Source organism: Phycicoccus jejuensis, assembly GCF_044797865.1.
Taxonomy (GTDB): Bacteria; Actinomycetota; Actinomycetes; order Actinomycetales; family Dermatophilaceae; genus Phycicoccus; species Phycicoccus jejuensis.
Map to the genome: position 1 here is coordinate 3402035 of NZ_CP085209.1, position 13755 is coordinate 3415789.

Below are 13755 nucleotides of genomic sequence, written 5' to 3' on the forward strand. Positions count from 1 at the left end.
CCTCACATGCGCTCGGGCGCGGAGACGCCGAGCAGGTCGAGACCGTTGGCGAGGACCTGCCGGGTGGCGTCGTTGAGCCACAGGCGGGTGCGGTGGAGGTCGGTGACCTCCTCGTCGGCGGTCATCGGGCGCACACGGCAGGTGTCGTACCACTTGTGGAAGCGCGCGGCGAGCTCCTCGAGGTAGCGCGCCACCCGGTGCGGCTCGCGCAGGTGCGCGGCCTGGGCGACGACCCGCGGGAAGTCGCCGAGCACGGCGAGGAGCGCGGCCTCGGTGGGGTCTCCGAGCAGCGAGGCGTCGAAGCCGTCCGCGCGGTGCACGCCGTCCTCGGCCGCGAGGCGCGCCACGTTGGCCGTCCGGGCGTGGGCGTACTGCACGTAGAAGACCGGGTTGTCGTTGGACTGCTTGCGCAGCTCCTCGCCGTCGAGCGAGAGCGGGCTGTCGGCCGGGTACCGGGCCAGCGAGTACCGGATCGCGTCGGTGCCGATCCACCCGATGAGGTCGCGCAGCTCGATGATGTTGCCGGCGCGCTTGGACAACTTCGCGCCGTTGAGGTCGACGAGCTGCCCGATGCGCACCTCGATGTTGTGCTCCGGGTCGTCCCCCGCGCAGGCGGCGATGGCCTTGAGCCGGTTGATGTAGCCGTGGTGGTCGGCGCCGAGGAGGTAGATCTTCTCGTCGAAGCCGCGGTCCTTCTTGGACAGGTAGTACGCGGCGTCGGCGGCGAAGTACGTCGGCTCCCCGTTCGCCCGGAACAGCACGCGGTCCTTGTCGTCGGTGAAGTCGGTCGTCCGCAGCCACACGGCGCCGTCCTGGTCGAACACGTGCCCCTGCTCGCGCAGCCGGTCGACGGCCGAGGCGACCGCGCCGCCGTCGTGGAGGCTCTTCTCCGAGAACCACACGTCGAACCGCACCCCGAAGGCCTCGAGGGTCTCGCGGATGTCGGCGAGCTGCAGGGGGTAGGCGAGGTCGCGCGCCACGACGAGTGCCTCGTCGTCGGGGAGCGAGACGAGGTCGGGCCGCTGCGCGAGCACCTGCTCCGCGAGGTCGTCGACGTACGCGCCGGGATAGCCGCCCTCGGGGGTCGGCTCGTCCTTGGCGCGGGCCAGCACCGACGCGGCGAACTTGTCCATCTGCGAGCCGGCGTCGTTGAGGTAGTACTCCGTCGTCAGCGTGGCGCCGGAGGCCCGCAGCAGCCGTCCCATGGCGTCGCCGAGCGCCGCCCAGCGGGTGTGCCCGAGGTGCAGCGGCCCGGTCGGGTTCGCGGAGATGTACTCGAGGTTGATGACGTGGCCGGCCTCGGCCTCGTTGTGGCCGAACGCGGTTCCGGCCTCGACGATGCTGCGCGCGAGCTCGCCGGCGGCCGCGGCGTCGAGCGTGATGTTGAGGAAGCCCGGGCCCGCGACGTCGACCGCGGCGACGCCGTCGACCGCCCGCAGGCGCTCGGCGAGGGCCGACGCGAGCTCGCGCGGGTTCATCCCGGCGGGCTTGGCCAACTGGAGCGCGATGTTGGTCGACCAGTCCCCGTGGTCGCGGTTCCTCGGACGCTCCACGCGCACCTCGTCGGGGACGGTGACGGCGAGGTCACCGGAGTCGACGGCGGACACGAGGGCGTCGCGGATGGCGGCCGAGAGCTGTTCGGGGGTCACCCGCGCCAGTCTACGGACGGCGGTGTCGGGCCCGTCCGGCCGCCGCGAGCCGTGAGACGACCGCCACGAGGTCGTCGGGGTCGAACGGCTTGCTCACGTAGGCGTCGAAACCGGCGCCGCTCACCTCGGGGCTCTCCAGGTCGGTCGCCGTGGCGGTGACGAGGACGACCGGCACGTCGTCCAGGGGGTGGTGGGAGCGGATCGCCGCGATGGCCCACCAGCCGTCGTACGGGGCCATCTGCGAGTCCAGGACGATGACCGCCGGGCGCTCCCGGTCGGCGTCGATGAGCCGGCTCATGGCCTCGTGCCCGTCGGCCGCCTCCTCGACCCGGAAACCGCCCAGCTCGAGGTTGATCCGCAGGAGGCGGCGGATCGCCTCGGTGTCGTCGCACACGAGGACGAGTGGCCCGTCGCCAGGTCCCGCCCACCCGGTTTGCATGGCCCCAAGCCTAGGCTGCTAGCCTCTCCCCGCGTCGCGGTTTCGACCATGACGCGCGTCATGCCGCCCCCGTAGCTCAGGGGATAGAGCACCGCCCTCCGGAGGCGGGAGCGCAGGTTCGAATCCTGCCGGGGGCACCGACCGCAAAAGGGCCCGGACCGCGCGCACACCGCGCCGCGGACCGGGCCCTCCCGTCGTCCTCCCCCCACCCCGCGGCGGTCGTGACCGCACCGTGCTCGTCCGACGGGCCCGGGCGGGCATACTCTGGGGTGGGGACCGGTCCTCGCTCGAGGACCCCGGGTGGTGCCACCACCCGGATGCGGCACCGCCGCGTGCACGCCGACGGCGTGTGCACCCGGTCCCCCGCGACACCGGCTGGCGTCCCCGGCCCGCACCCACGGGTGCCCGCCGACGCCACGACCCAGGAGAAGGAACGCTTGGCACAGCGAGCACCCCGGCGCCGCAGTGGCGGTCCCCGAGACCGTCGCCCGACCCGCACGACGCACGAGGAGGGACTCCTCCCCGTCATGGCGCGCACGGTCCGTCAGGTCGAGGCCGCGGCCGGCCGCGGGCACGTCCGCCCCTCCCAGCGCACGACCTTCCAGGTCCTCGCGCTGCTCGTGCGCGAGGAGCGGGCACGTCTGAAGGGCGACCCCTCCGTGCCCGAGTCCGAGCGCACCGCGACGATGACCCGGCTCGACGGCATCGCGACGATCCTCGCGAAGACCGCCGCCCGGGACACCAGCCTGCTCCAGCTGCTCGCCGAGGACGCCGTCGTCCCGCCCGAGGCCCACGACCTCAAGAACGACATGCTGCGCTCCGCCGGCCGCGAGCCGGAGCCCGAGCCCGAGCCGCCGGCCCCCTCGGCCGACGACGCCCCCGCCCCGCGCCGCGTCGTCCCGACCGCCGTCATGGCCCGCCAGCTCGCCAACCCCTTCCTCGCGCCGGACCTCTCCGCCGTCCAGGCCGTCCGGCCGCGCACCAACCGGCTCGCCACCTGGGAGCTGCTGACCCCGCTCTTCCGCGCCTTCGAGCAGGGCGGCGACGCGACGTGCATGCCGCTGCCCGAGCCCGAGGGCGTCGTCCACGGCATCGAGGGCCTGGAGCTGATGCACCACCAGGCCCAGGTCGTCGCCGCGGCCGCGGCCGGGCACCGCACCTTCCTCCTCGCCGACGAGCCCGGGCTCGGCAAGACCGCCCAGTCGCTGCTCGCGGCCGAGGCCGCCGGCGCCTTCCCCCTGCTCGTCGTCGTGCCCAACGTCGTCAAGGCCAACTGGGCCCGCGAGGCCGCCCGGTGGACGCCGCGGCGCACCGCGACCGTCGTGCACGGCGACGGCGACACCGTCGACGGCTTCGCCGACATCGTCGTGGTCAACTACGACATCCTCGACCGCCACGTCGGGTGGCTCGGCACCCACGGCTTCCGCGGGATGGTCCTCGACGAGGCGCACTTCATCAAGAACAAGGCCTCGCAGCGCTCCAGGCACGTGCTGGCCCTGTCGCAGAAGGTCCGGGAACGAGCCGCCGCGCCGCTGCTCATGGCGCTGACGGGGACGCCGCTCATCAACGACATCGAGGACTTCCGGGCCGTCTGGCAGTTCCTCGGCTGGATCGACGACACCCGCCCGCGCCCCGCCCTCATGGCGGCGCTCGAGGAGACCGGCCTCACCCCCGCCGACCGCGGCTTCTCGGCCGCCGCCCGGCGCAGCGTCATCGACCTCGGCATCGTCCGGCGCCGGAAGGTCGACGTCGCCTCCGACATCCCGGCCCGCCGGGTCGCCGACCTCCCCGTCGAGCTCGACGACGAGGCGAGCCGCTCGGTCCGCTCCGCCGAGCAGCAGCTCGCCACGCGCCTCCTCACCCGCTACGACGCGGCCGTCTCCGCGCGCAGCACCCCCGTCGAGGGCGTCGACCACGAGCTCGTCCGCCGCGTCGCCGCGGCCCTGCGCCGCGACACCGGCGGCGAGACCTCCGGCGACAACGTCTTCTCGGTCCTGCGGCGCATCGGCCAGGCCAAGGCCGGCCTCGCGGCCGACTACGCGGCCCAGCTGGCGCGCAACGTCGGCAAGGTCGTCTTCTTCGCCAAGCACGTCGATGTCATGGACACCGCGGAGGCGACGTTCGCCAAGCGCGGCATCGGGTACTCCTCCATCCGTGGAGACCAGACCCCTGCCGTCCGCGCGGCGAACATCAAGGCCTTCCTCGAGGACCCCGAGGTGTCGGTCATCGTCTGCTCGCTCACCGCGGCCGGCGTCGGGCTCAACCTCCAGGTGGCCTCGAACGTCGTCCTCGCCGAGCTGTCCTGGACCTCGGCCGAGCAGACCCAGGCGATCGACCGCGTCCACCGGATCGGGCAGACCGAGCCGGTCACCGCGTGGCGCGTCATCGCCACCGGCACGCTCGACCCGCGCCTCGCGGAGCTCGTCGACGAGAAGGCCGGGCTCGCCGCCCGCGCGCTCGACGGGTCCGACGAGGAGGTCGGCGACGCCACCGACGTCCAGCTCGAGGCGATGGTCACCCTGCTCGAGGACGCGCTCGCCGCGCGCTGACGCCGTGGGCACCCGGTGAGCGCCGCGCTGGAAGCGGGCCTGTGGGGTCTGCTCGCCGGCGGGGCGCTCGTCGTCGGTGCCCTCGTCGCGTGGTTCGTCCGCGTGCCACGGGCGGTTGTCGCGGTCGTCATGGCCTTCGGCGCCGGGGTCCTCGTCTCGGCGCTGTCCTTCGACCTCGTCGACGAGGCCGAGCGCACCGGCGGCCTGCTGCCGACGGTCCTGGGCTTCCTCGGCGGCGCCCTGGCCTACTTCCTCGCGAACGTCGCGCTCGGGCGGCTCGGCGCCCGGCACCGCAAGCGGTCGCACGGCCGGCAGCCGTCCGAGTCCGAGCAGCCCGGCAGCGGCGCCGCCATCGCCGTCGGCGCGCTGCTCGACGGCGTGCCGGAGTCGGTCGTCCTCGGGCTCAGCCTGCTCGGCGGGCAGGGCGTCGGGGTGCCGGTGCTGGCGGCCATCGTCATCTCGAACCTGCCGGAGGGCCTCTCGAGCGCGGCCGGGATGAAGTCCGCCGGTCGCAGCGCCCGCTACGTGTTCGGCGTGTGGGTGGGCATCGCCGTCGCGAGCGGCCTGGCAGGGCTGGTCGGGGTGCTGCTCCTCCAGGGGGCCTCCCCCGAGGCCGTCGCCGCCATCACGGCGGTCGCGGCCGGCGCCATCCTCACGATGGTCGCCGACACGATGATCCCCGAGGCCTTCGAGCGCACCCACATGGTCACCGGGCTGGTGACGACGCTCGGCTTCGCCACCGCGTTCGTCGTCGGGCGGCTCTGACCCGCAGGGCCGGGCCGCCCGACGACGGTGGGCGCGCTCAGCGCTGGGACGCGTCCGAGACCTCGCCGACGAGCTCCTCGATGACGTCCTCGAGGAACACGACGCCGACGACGACCCCGTCGTCCGCGACGACGCGGGCGAGGTGGGAACCGCTGTCCTGCATGGTCTGCAGCACGGACTCGACCTCGTCACCGCGGCGCACGGTGGCCATCCGCCGCACGCGCTTGGTCGGCACCGGCTCGGTGCGCTCCTCGTCGTCGGCGTAGAGGACGTCCTTGAGGTGCAGGTACCCGCCCACCTCGCCGGCGCGGTCGAGCACCGGGTAGCGCGAGTAGCCGTGCCGGGCGACGAGCCGCTCGATGTCCTCGGGCGTCGCCTCGGCGGTCACGGTGACCAGCTGCTCGATCGGCACCCCGACGTCGGAGGCGTCCTTGTCGCTGAACTCCAGTGCGGCACCGAGCCGCTCGTAGTCCTGCGCCCCGACGAGTCCCTCCTCGCGGGACTCGTCGAGGATGTGCGCGACCTCCTCGGCGGTGAACGCCGACGCGAGCTCGTCCTTGGGCTCCACGCCGAAGAGCCGCATGACGGCCTTGGAGAGCCGGTCCATCCCGTGGATGAGCGGGGCGACGACCTTCGAGACCCACACGAGCGGCGGCACGAGGACGACGGCGGCCCGCTCGGGCTTCGCGATGGAGATGTTCTTCGGGACCATCTCGCCGTAGACGACGTGGAGGAAGACGACGACCGCGAGCGCGAGGAGCAGGGCGACGACGTCGGCGACGACCGTCGAGAGGCCGAGGCCCTCGGCGACCGGGACGAGCGCGTGGTGCAGCGCCGCCTCGGACACGGCGCCGAGGAGCACCGAGCAGACCGTGATGCCGAGCTGGCACGTGGCCAGCAGGATCCCGGTGCGCTGCAACGCCTCCATCGCGACCCTGGCGCCCTTGCTGCCCGCCTCGGCGAGGGGCTCGAGCTGGCTGCGGCGGGCGGACATCGCGGCGAACTCCGCGCCGACGAAGAACGCGTTGGCGGCGAGCAGGACGACGGTGACGAGCAGCGTGGTCACGCGCCCACCTCCGTCGGGCGGGCGGTGGGGACGGCCCGCACCGGCAGCAGCCGGACCCGGTCGACCCGGTGGCCCTCCATGTCGACGACGCGCGCGGTCCAGCCGTCGACGACGACCTCGTCACCGACCTGCGGGACGCGGCCGAGCGCGGCCATGACGAAGCCGCCGACCGTCTCGTAGGCCGGACCCTCGGGCACGTCGACGCCGACGCGCGAGCGCACCTCGTCCGGCCGCCAGAGGCCCGGCACGGTCCAGGAGCCGTCCGGCAGACGGCGACCCGTCGTCTGACCACGGTCGTGCTCGTCGCTGACCTCGCCGACGATCTCCTCGACGAGGTCCTCGAGCGTCACGACGCCGGAGGTGCCGCCGTACTCGTCGACGACGACGGCGAGCTGCATCCCGCCGCCACGCAGGCGGACGAGGAGCGGGTCCAGGCGCAGGGTCTCGGGGACGAACACGGCCTGGGTCATCAGGGCCGACACGGGCACGTCGGCCCGGCGCTCGAAGGGGACGGCGATGGCCTTCTTGACATGGACGATCCCGTCGACGTCGTCCCAGTCGGCGCCGACCACCGGAAAGCGCGAGTGGCCGGTGTGCCGCGCGAGCGCGACGAGGTCGGCGGCGGACGCGGTGCGGTCGATGGACGTCGCCCGCGAGCGCGGCGTCATGACGTCGGCCGCGCTCTGGTCGGCGAACCCGAGGGACGCGGTGACGAGACGGGCGGTGCCGACGTCGAGGGTGCCGGCCTCGGCGGAGCTGCGGACGAGGGAGGCGAGCTCCGCGGGGCTGCGGGCGGCCGACAGCTCCTCCTGGGGCTCGATGCCGAGCGCGCGCAGGGTGCGGTTGGCCACGCCGTTGAGGACGGCGATGAGCGGCTTGGCGGCGAGGCCGAACCAGCGGACCGGGCCCGCGGAGACCTTCGCGGTGGCCATCGGCAGCGACACGGCGAGGGTCTTGGGGACCATCTCTCCGACGATCATCGAGAAGCCGGTGGCGAGGACCATCGCGAGCACCGCCCCCACGGAGGTGGCGACGCCGACCGAGAGGCCGGCCGACTCCAACGGCCCCTGGAGCAGGACGCCGACGGAGGGGCTCGCGATGAAGCCGAGGACGAGGGTGGTCAGCGTGATGCCGACCTGGCACGCCGAGAGCTGCGTCGACAGCTGCCGGTGCGAGGTGAGGACGGAGCGGGCGCCGGGCTCACCCGCGTCGACGGCGCGCTGGACGGCCGGACGGTCGAGGGCCACGAGCGAGAACTCCGCCGCGACGAACAGGGCGGTACCGACCGTGAGGACGACACCGAGGAGGAGCAGGAGCCAGGGGGTCATCGGTGATCAGGACTGGGAGGGTGCATGCCTCCACAGCGTACGTGCCCCCGGGCGGGTTCCGGCCGGTGCTCATCCCCCGGGGGGAGCGCCGCGTCCACCGAGGGGTTGACCCTCCCCCTGCGGCAGGCTGGGAGGATCGGTGCCATGAGCACGCGGAGGACACCATGACCACCACGACCGGGCGGCCCGGGGGCGCCGACTCCGGTCGCATCGAGATCACCGGCCTGACGAAGACCTTCGGCCAGTTCGTCGCCGTCGACGGCCTGACCTTCGGCGTCGAGCCCGGCCGGATCACCGGCTTCCTCGGCCCGAACGGCGCGGGCAAGACAACGACCCTTCGCATGCTCCTCGGCCTGATCCGGCCGACGAGCGGCACCGCCACCATCGGCGGGCACCGGTACGCCGAGCTGTCGCGCCCGCTGACGACCGTCGGCGCGGCGCTGGAGGCGACCAACTTCCACCCCGGCCGCAGCGGCCGCGACCACCTCCGGGTGCTCGCCGACGCGTCGGGCATCCCGGCCGGCCGGGTCGACGAGCTCCTCGAGCTGACCGGCATCCCGGCCGCGGCGCGCAAGCGGGCCGGCGGCTACAGCATGGGGATGCGCCAGCGCCTCGGCCTGGCCGCGGCGCTGCTCGGCGACCCGCAGGTCCTCGTCCTCGACGAGCCGGCCAACGGGCTCGACCCCGAGGGCATCCGCTGGCTGCGCGGCTTCCTCAAGCACCTCGCGAGCGAGGGCAAGACCATCCTCGTCTCGAGCCACCTCCTCCAGGAGGTCGCGCAGACGGTCGACGACGTCGTCATCATCGCCAACGGCCGTCTCGTGCAGGCCGGCCCGATGGAGGAGCTCGAGGGCACCCCGGGCTCGCTCGTGCAGACCAGCGACGCGGCGGCCCTCGCCGGCGCGCTGCGGGTCGCCGACGTGACGAGCAGCGTCCAGGAGGACGGCTCGCTCGTCGCGGACACCGGCGACATGCGCCTCGTCGGGGACGTCGCCCTGCGCGCCGGTCTGCCCATCTACGGTCTGCGCCCGCAGCGGGCCGACCTCGAGACCCTGTACTTCTCCCTCACCGAGGGCACCAACCGCAACCTCGGCGACGGCGCCGCCCCCGTGGGTGCGCCCACCGAGGGCGACGCCGTCACCGGCCAGGAAGGAGCGAACCTGTGATCCCCGCGGTGCGGAGCGAGTTCCGCAAGTTCTTCACGACCCGCCTGTGGTGGGGCATGGCCATCGCGATCTTCGTCGCGGGGGCCGCCTTCGCCGCGCTCTTCGGCTTCCTCCTGACGAGCGAGACCGCCCGCAGCGGCGAGGCCGGGGTGCCGACCGGGGACGCGACCCAGGTCGCCAGCAGCGTCTACACCGGCGGGCTGTCCATCGGCTACCTGTTGCTCCTGACCATCGGCGTGCTCCAGATCGGGTCCGAGTACCGGCACAAGACGATCAGCGGCACCTTCCTCGCGACGCCGCGCCGGCTGCGGGCGATGCTCGCCAAGGTCGTCGCCCTGCTCGGCATCGGCGCCGTGTACGGCCTGGTCAGCCTCGTCGGGTCGGTGTCCGTGGGCGCCGTCGTCCTCGGCCTGCGCGACCAGGACGCCTTCCCGTCCGGCACGATCGTGCGCACCCTCGCCCTGAGCCTCCTCGTGCTCGGGCTGTGGGCGCTCATCGGCCTCGGCATCGGCATCCTCATCCCCAACCAGGTGGCCGCGCTGCTCATCGGGGTCGGGGTGGCCTGGATCGTCGAGCCGCTCATCGGGTTCGCCATGAGCTTCTGGGAGTTCGGCCGCGAGCACGTCGCCCAGTTCCTGCCGACGTCGGCGACCAACGCGATCGTCAACGCGGTGTCGAACGGCCCGGACGAGGTGCGCCTCGAGTGGTGGGGCGGCGCGCTCGTCCTCGCCGCCTACGCGGCCGTCCTCGCCGGCATCGGCATCTGGCGCACGACCCGGGCGGACATCGCCTGACGGCGGGCGCCGCCCGAGGGCGGACGGCACGTCGTCGCGGCGACCGGTGGGCGGGCCCCACCGGTCGCCGCGCGTTCGGCACCGCTCGGCGTGCGGCGACACGGTCGCCACGGCCACGTAATAGGCTGGGACGAACACCCGCGACCCGCACGCGACCAGCCGAGAAAGAGGCGCATAGCCCGTGGCCGAGCAGTCCCCGTCCAGCGACCCCCTGACCGCCTTCGGACCCAACGAGTGGCTGGTCGACGAGCTGTACGAGCAGTACCAACGGGACCGGAACAGCGTCGACAAGGCGTGGTGGAGCTTCTTCGCCGACTACCAGCCCGGTGACGCCGCCAAGGGCCGCACCAACGGGGGGTCCGCGCACGCCGGCAACGGCAGCCCCGCCCCCCGGCCGCAGGAGGAGGCCGCCCAGCCCGAGACCCCCGCCCCGGCGGCTGCGAAGCCCGCCCCGAAGGAGCCGCAGGCCGCTCCGGCGCCCGCCCCGGCGAAGTCCGAGCCCGCCGACGAGAAGCCGGCCGAGGCCAAGGCCGCCCCGATGCCGCGCGAGCCCCAGGCCCCCAAGCAGACCGGGCCGCTCGCCGAGTCCGCGCACCAGCCGATCCGTGGCGCGAGCGCGCGCGTCGTCACGAACATGGAGGCCTCGCTCGAGGTCCCGACCGCCACCTCGGTGCGCGCCGTGCCGGCCAAGCTCCTCGTCGACAACCGCATCGTCATCAACAACCACCTCGCCCGCAGCCGCGGCGGCAAGGTGAGCTTCACCCACCTCATCGGCTACGCCCTCGTCAAGGCCCTCGGCGTCATGCCCGAGATGAACAACGGCTTCGGCCACGACGAGAAGGGCAAGCCGGTCCTCATCACGCCGGCGCACGTCAACCTCGGCCTCGCGATCGACATCGCCAAGCCCGACGGCACCCGCCAGCTCCTCGTGCCGTCCATCAAGGCCGCCGAGACGATGGACTTCGCGCACTTCTGGACCGCCTACGAGGACGTCGTCAAGAAGGCACGCGGCGGCAAGCTGACCGTCGAGGACTTCCAGGGCACCTCGATCTCGCTGACCAACCCCGGCACGATCGGCACCGTCCACTCGGTACCCCGCCTCATGCAGGGCCAGGGCACGATCATCGGCGTCGGCGCGATGGACTACCCCGCCGAGTGGCAGGGCGCGAGCGCCGAGACGCTCAACCGCAACGCCGTGAGCAAGATCCTCACGCTGACGAGCACCTACGACCACCGCATCATCCAGGGCGCGCAGTCCGGAGACTTCCTGCGGATCGTCCACTCGCTGCTCCTCGGCGAGCAGGGCTTCTACGACGAGATCTTCGAGAGCCTGCGCATCCCCTACGAGCCGGTCCGCTGGGTGCGCGACGTCTCGGCCGCGCACGACGACGACATCAACAAGGTCGCCCGCGTCCAGGAGCTCATCCACGCCTACCGCGTGCGCGGCCACCTCATGGCCGACACCGACCCGCTGGAGTACAAGCAGCGCCGCCACCCCGACCTCGACATCACCAACCACGGCCTCACGCTGTGGGACCTCGAGCGCGACTTCGCGACCGGCGGGTTCGGCGGCCAGCCGTTCCTCAAGCTGCGCAAGATCCTCGGCATCCTGCGCGACTCGTACTGCCGCACCATCGGCGTCGAGTACATGCACATCCAGGACCCGGAGCAGCGCCGCTGGATCCAGGACAAGGTCGAGGTCGGGTACGCCAAGACCACGCGCGAGGAGCAGCTGCGCATCCTGCGCCGCCTCAACGCCGCGGAGGCGTTCGAGACCTTCCTCCAGACGAAGTTCGTCGGGCAGAAGCGCTTCTCGCTCGAGGGCGGCGAGTCCGTCATCGCGCTGCTTGACCGCGTCCTGTCGATGGCCGCCGAGGACGAGCTCGACGAGGTCTGCATCGGGATGCCGCACCGCGGCCGCCTCAACGTGCTGGCCAACATCGCCGGCAAGTCCTACGGCCAGATCTTCCGCGAGTTCGAGGGCAAGCAGGACCCGCGCTCGGTCCAGGGTTCCGGCGACGTCAAGTACCACCTCGGCACCGAGGGCGAGTTCACCGCCGAGTCCGGCGCGACGACGAAGGTCTACCTCGCGGCCAACCCGAGCCACCTCGAGGCCGTCAACCCGGTGCTCGAGGGCATCGTCCGCGCCAAGCAGGACCGCCTCGACCTCGCCGGCGAGGACTTCACCGTCCTGCCCGTGCTCATGCACGGCGACGCCGCGTTCGCCGGACAGGGCGTGGTGGCCGAGACGCTCAACCTCAGCCAGCTGCGCGGCTACCGCACCGGCGGCACCGTGCACGTCGTCATCAACAACCAGGTCGGCTTCACGACCTCCCCGAGCAGCTCGCGCTCCTCGACGTACTCGACCGACGTCGCGCGGATGATCCAGGCGCCGATCTTCCACGTCAACGGCGACGACCCGGAGGCGTGCGTGCGCGTCGCCGAGCTCGCCTACGAGTTCCGCAAGGAGTTCCACAAGGACGTCGTCGTCGACATGGTGTGCTACCGCCGCCGTGGTCACAACGAGGGCGACGACCCGTCGATGACGCAGCCGCTCATGTACAACCTCATCGAGGCCAAGCGCAGCGTCCGCAAGCTCTACACCGAGGCGCTCATCGGCCGCGGCGACATCACCGTCGAGGACGCCGAGGCCGCGCTGCGCGACTACCAGCAGCAGCTCGAGCGGGTCTTCGTCGAGACCAAGGAGGCGCTGAAGTCGGCCGAGAAGGACGCCCGGGACGGTCGCAAGGCCGACGCCGGCTCCGGCCTCGAGCCGCCGGCCGCGCAGGCCCCCTTCGCCGACCGCACGACGCACTCGGCCACCGAGACCGCGATCAGCACCGAGCTGCTGCACCGCATCGGCGACGCCTTCTCCACGCCGCCGGACGGCTTCACGGTGCACCCCAAGCTGCGCCAGATGCTCGACAAGCGCACCCAGAGCACCCGCGAGGGCGGCATCGACTGGGGCACCGGCGAGCTGCTCGCCTTCGGCTCCCTCCTCATCGAGGGCACGCCGGTCCGCCTCGCCGGGCAGGACAGCCGCCGCGGCACGTTCGTCAGCCGGCACGCCGTGCTCATCGACAAGGAGAACGCGTCCGAGTGGACGCCGCTGCTCTACCTCGGCCAGGGCCAGGCGAAGTTCTGGGTCTACGACAGCCTCCTGTCCGAGTTCGCGGCGATGGGCTTCGAGTACGGCTACTCCGTCGAGCGGCCCGACGCGCTCGTCCTCTGGGAGGCGCAGTTCGGCGACTTCTTCAACGGAGCGCAGACGATCGTCGACGAGTTCATCAGCAGCTCGGAGCAGAAGTGGGGCCAGCGCTCCTCGGTCGTCCTGCTCCTCCCCCACGGCTACGAGGGCCAGGGCCCGGACCACTCGTCGGGGCGCATCGAGCGCTTCCTCACGATGTGCGCCGAGGGCAACATGACCGTCGCCTACCCCTCGACCCCCGCGTCGTACTTCCACCTGCTGCGCCGCCAGGCCTACGCCCGGCCGCGCAAGCCGCTCATCGTCTTCACCCCGAAGTCGATGCTGCGCCTCAAGGCGGCGGCGAGCTCGGTCGAGGACTTCACGACCGGTGGCTTCCGGCCGGTCCTCCCGGACCGTCCGGGCGCGACGGACGGCTCGGTGACCCGCGTCCTCCTCGCCGCCGGCAAGGTCGTCTACGACCTCGAGGCCGAGCGGGCCAAGCGCGGCGACACCTCGACGGCGATCCTGCGGATGGAGCAGTACTACCCGCTCCCCGGCGCGGAGCTGACCAAGGCCCTCGCGCAATACCCGGACGCCGAGGTCGTCGTCGTGCAGGACGAGCCCCAGAACATGGGCGCGTGGCCCTTCCTGGCGCTCAACCTGCCCGAGGAGCTCGCGGCCCACGGCGAGACGCGGCCCCTGCGGGTGGTCTCCCGTCCGCGGTCGGCGTCGCCGGCGGCGGGCTCGACCAAGCAGCACCAGGCGGAGCAGGCCGACCTCGTCGCCCGCGCCTTCGACCGGTGAGGCGGGGC

The 13755-nt window shown here is 73.0% G+C and carries 9 protein-coding genes and 1 tRNA gene; 6 read left to right on the forward strand and 4 right to left on the reverse strand.

Going from position 1 to position 13755, the window contains the following annotated elements:
* Window positions 1–2 precede the first annotated feature (2 nt).
* On the reverse strand, window positions 3–1649 hold the full coding sequence (argS, locus tag LG324_RS16140) for an arginine--tRNA ligase (RefSeq protein ID WP_404349558.1): 1647 nt from the start codon (window positions 1647–1649) through the stop codon (window positions 3–5).
* Between the two features lie 10 nt (window positions 1650–1659).
* Entirely contained in the window at window positions 1660–2088 is a 429-nt protein-coding gene (locus LG324_RS16145; protein ID WP_051750386.1) for a response regulator, read from the reverse strand.
* A gap of 65 nt (window positions 2089–2153) precedes the next feature.
* Here LG324_RS16145 and LG324_RS16150 point away from each other — a divergent pair.
* The 3 genes from LG324_RS16150 (at window position 2154) to LG324_RS16160 (ending at window position 5402) form a co-directional block, all read left to right on the forward strand.
* A tRNA-Arg gene (locus tag LG324_RS16150) sits at window positions 2154–2225 on the forward strand.
* A gap of 390 nt (window positions 2226–2615) precedes the next feature.
* Entirely contained in the window at window positions 2616–4637 is a 2022-nt protein-coding gene (locus LG324_RS16155) for a DEAD/DEAH box helicase (RefSeq protein ID WP_404349561.1), read from the forward strand.
* A gap of 15 nt (window positions 4638–4652) precedes the next feature.
* Window positions 4653–5402 carry a ZIP family metal transporter gene (locus tag LG324_RS16160; protein WP_404349564.1) on the forward strand — a complete coding sequence of 250 codons (750 nt, stop codon included), beginning with the start codon at window positions 4653–4655 and terminating at the stop codon, window positions 5400–5402.
* Between the two features lie 37 nt (window positions 5403–5439).
* Here LG324_RS16160 and LG324_RS16165 read toward each other — a convergent pair whose 3' ends face one another.
* The gene (locus LG324_RS16165; protein WP_404349567.1) at window positions 5440–6468 is read right to left on the reverse strand and encodes a hemolysin family protein; all 1029 of its coding nucleotides are present in this window, start codon (window positions 6466–6468) and stop codon (window positions 5440–5442) included.
* A complete protein-coding gene (locus LG324_RS16170; RefSeq protein ID WP_030527772.1) occupies window positions 6465–7796 on the reverse strand; it encodes a hemolysin family protein in 1332 nt (443 codons plus the stop codon). The genes LG324_RS16165 and LG324_RS16170 overlap by 4 nt, the downstream gene beginning before the upstream one ends.
* Before the next feature lie 164 nt (window positions 7797–7960).
* Here LG324_RS16170 and LG324_RS16175 point away from each other — a divergent pair, with 164 nt between their 5' ends.
* The 3 genes from LG324_RS16175 (at window position 7961) to LG324_RS16185 (ending at window position 13747) form a co-directional block, all read left to right on the forward strand.
* Complete coding sequence (locus LG324_RS16175; protein ID WP_404349569.1) at window positions 7961–8962, forward strand: ABC transporter ATP-binding protein; 1002 nt, start codon at window positions 7961–7963, stop codon at window positions 8960–8962.
* Complete coding sequence (locus LG324_RS16180) at window positions 8959–9756, forward strand: ABC transporter permease subunit (protein WP_030527770.1); 798 nt, start codon at window positions 8959–8961, stop codon at window positions 9754–9756. Before LG324_RS16175 ends, LG324_RS16180 begins: the two co-directional genes overlap by 4 nt.
* Before the next feature lie 181 nt (window positions 9757–9937).
* Window positions 9938–13747, forward strand: coding sequence for a multifunctional oxoglutarate decarboxylase/oxoglutarate dehydrogenase thiamine pyrophosphate-binding subunit/dihydrolipoyllysine-residue succinyltransferase subunit (locus LG324_RS16185; protein ID WP_404349573.1), 3810 nt, complete (start codon window positions 9938–9940; stop codon window positions 13745–13747).
* Window positions 13748–13755 lie beyond the last annotated feature (8 nt).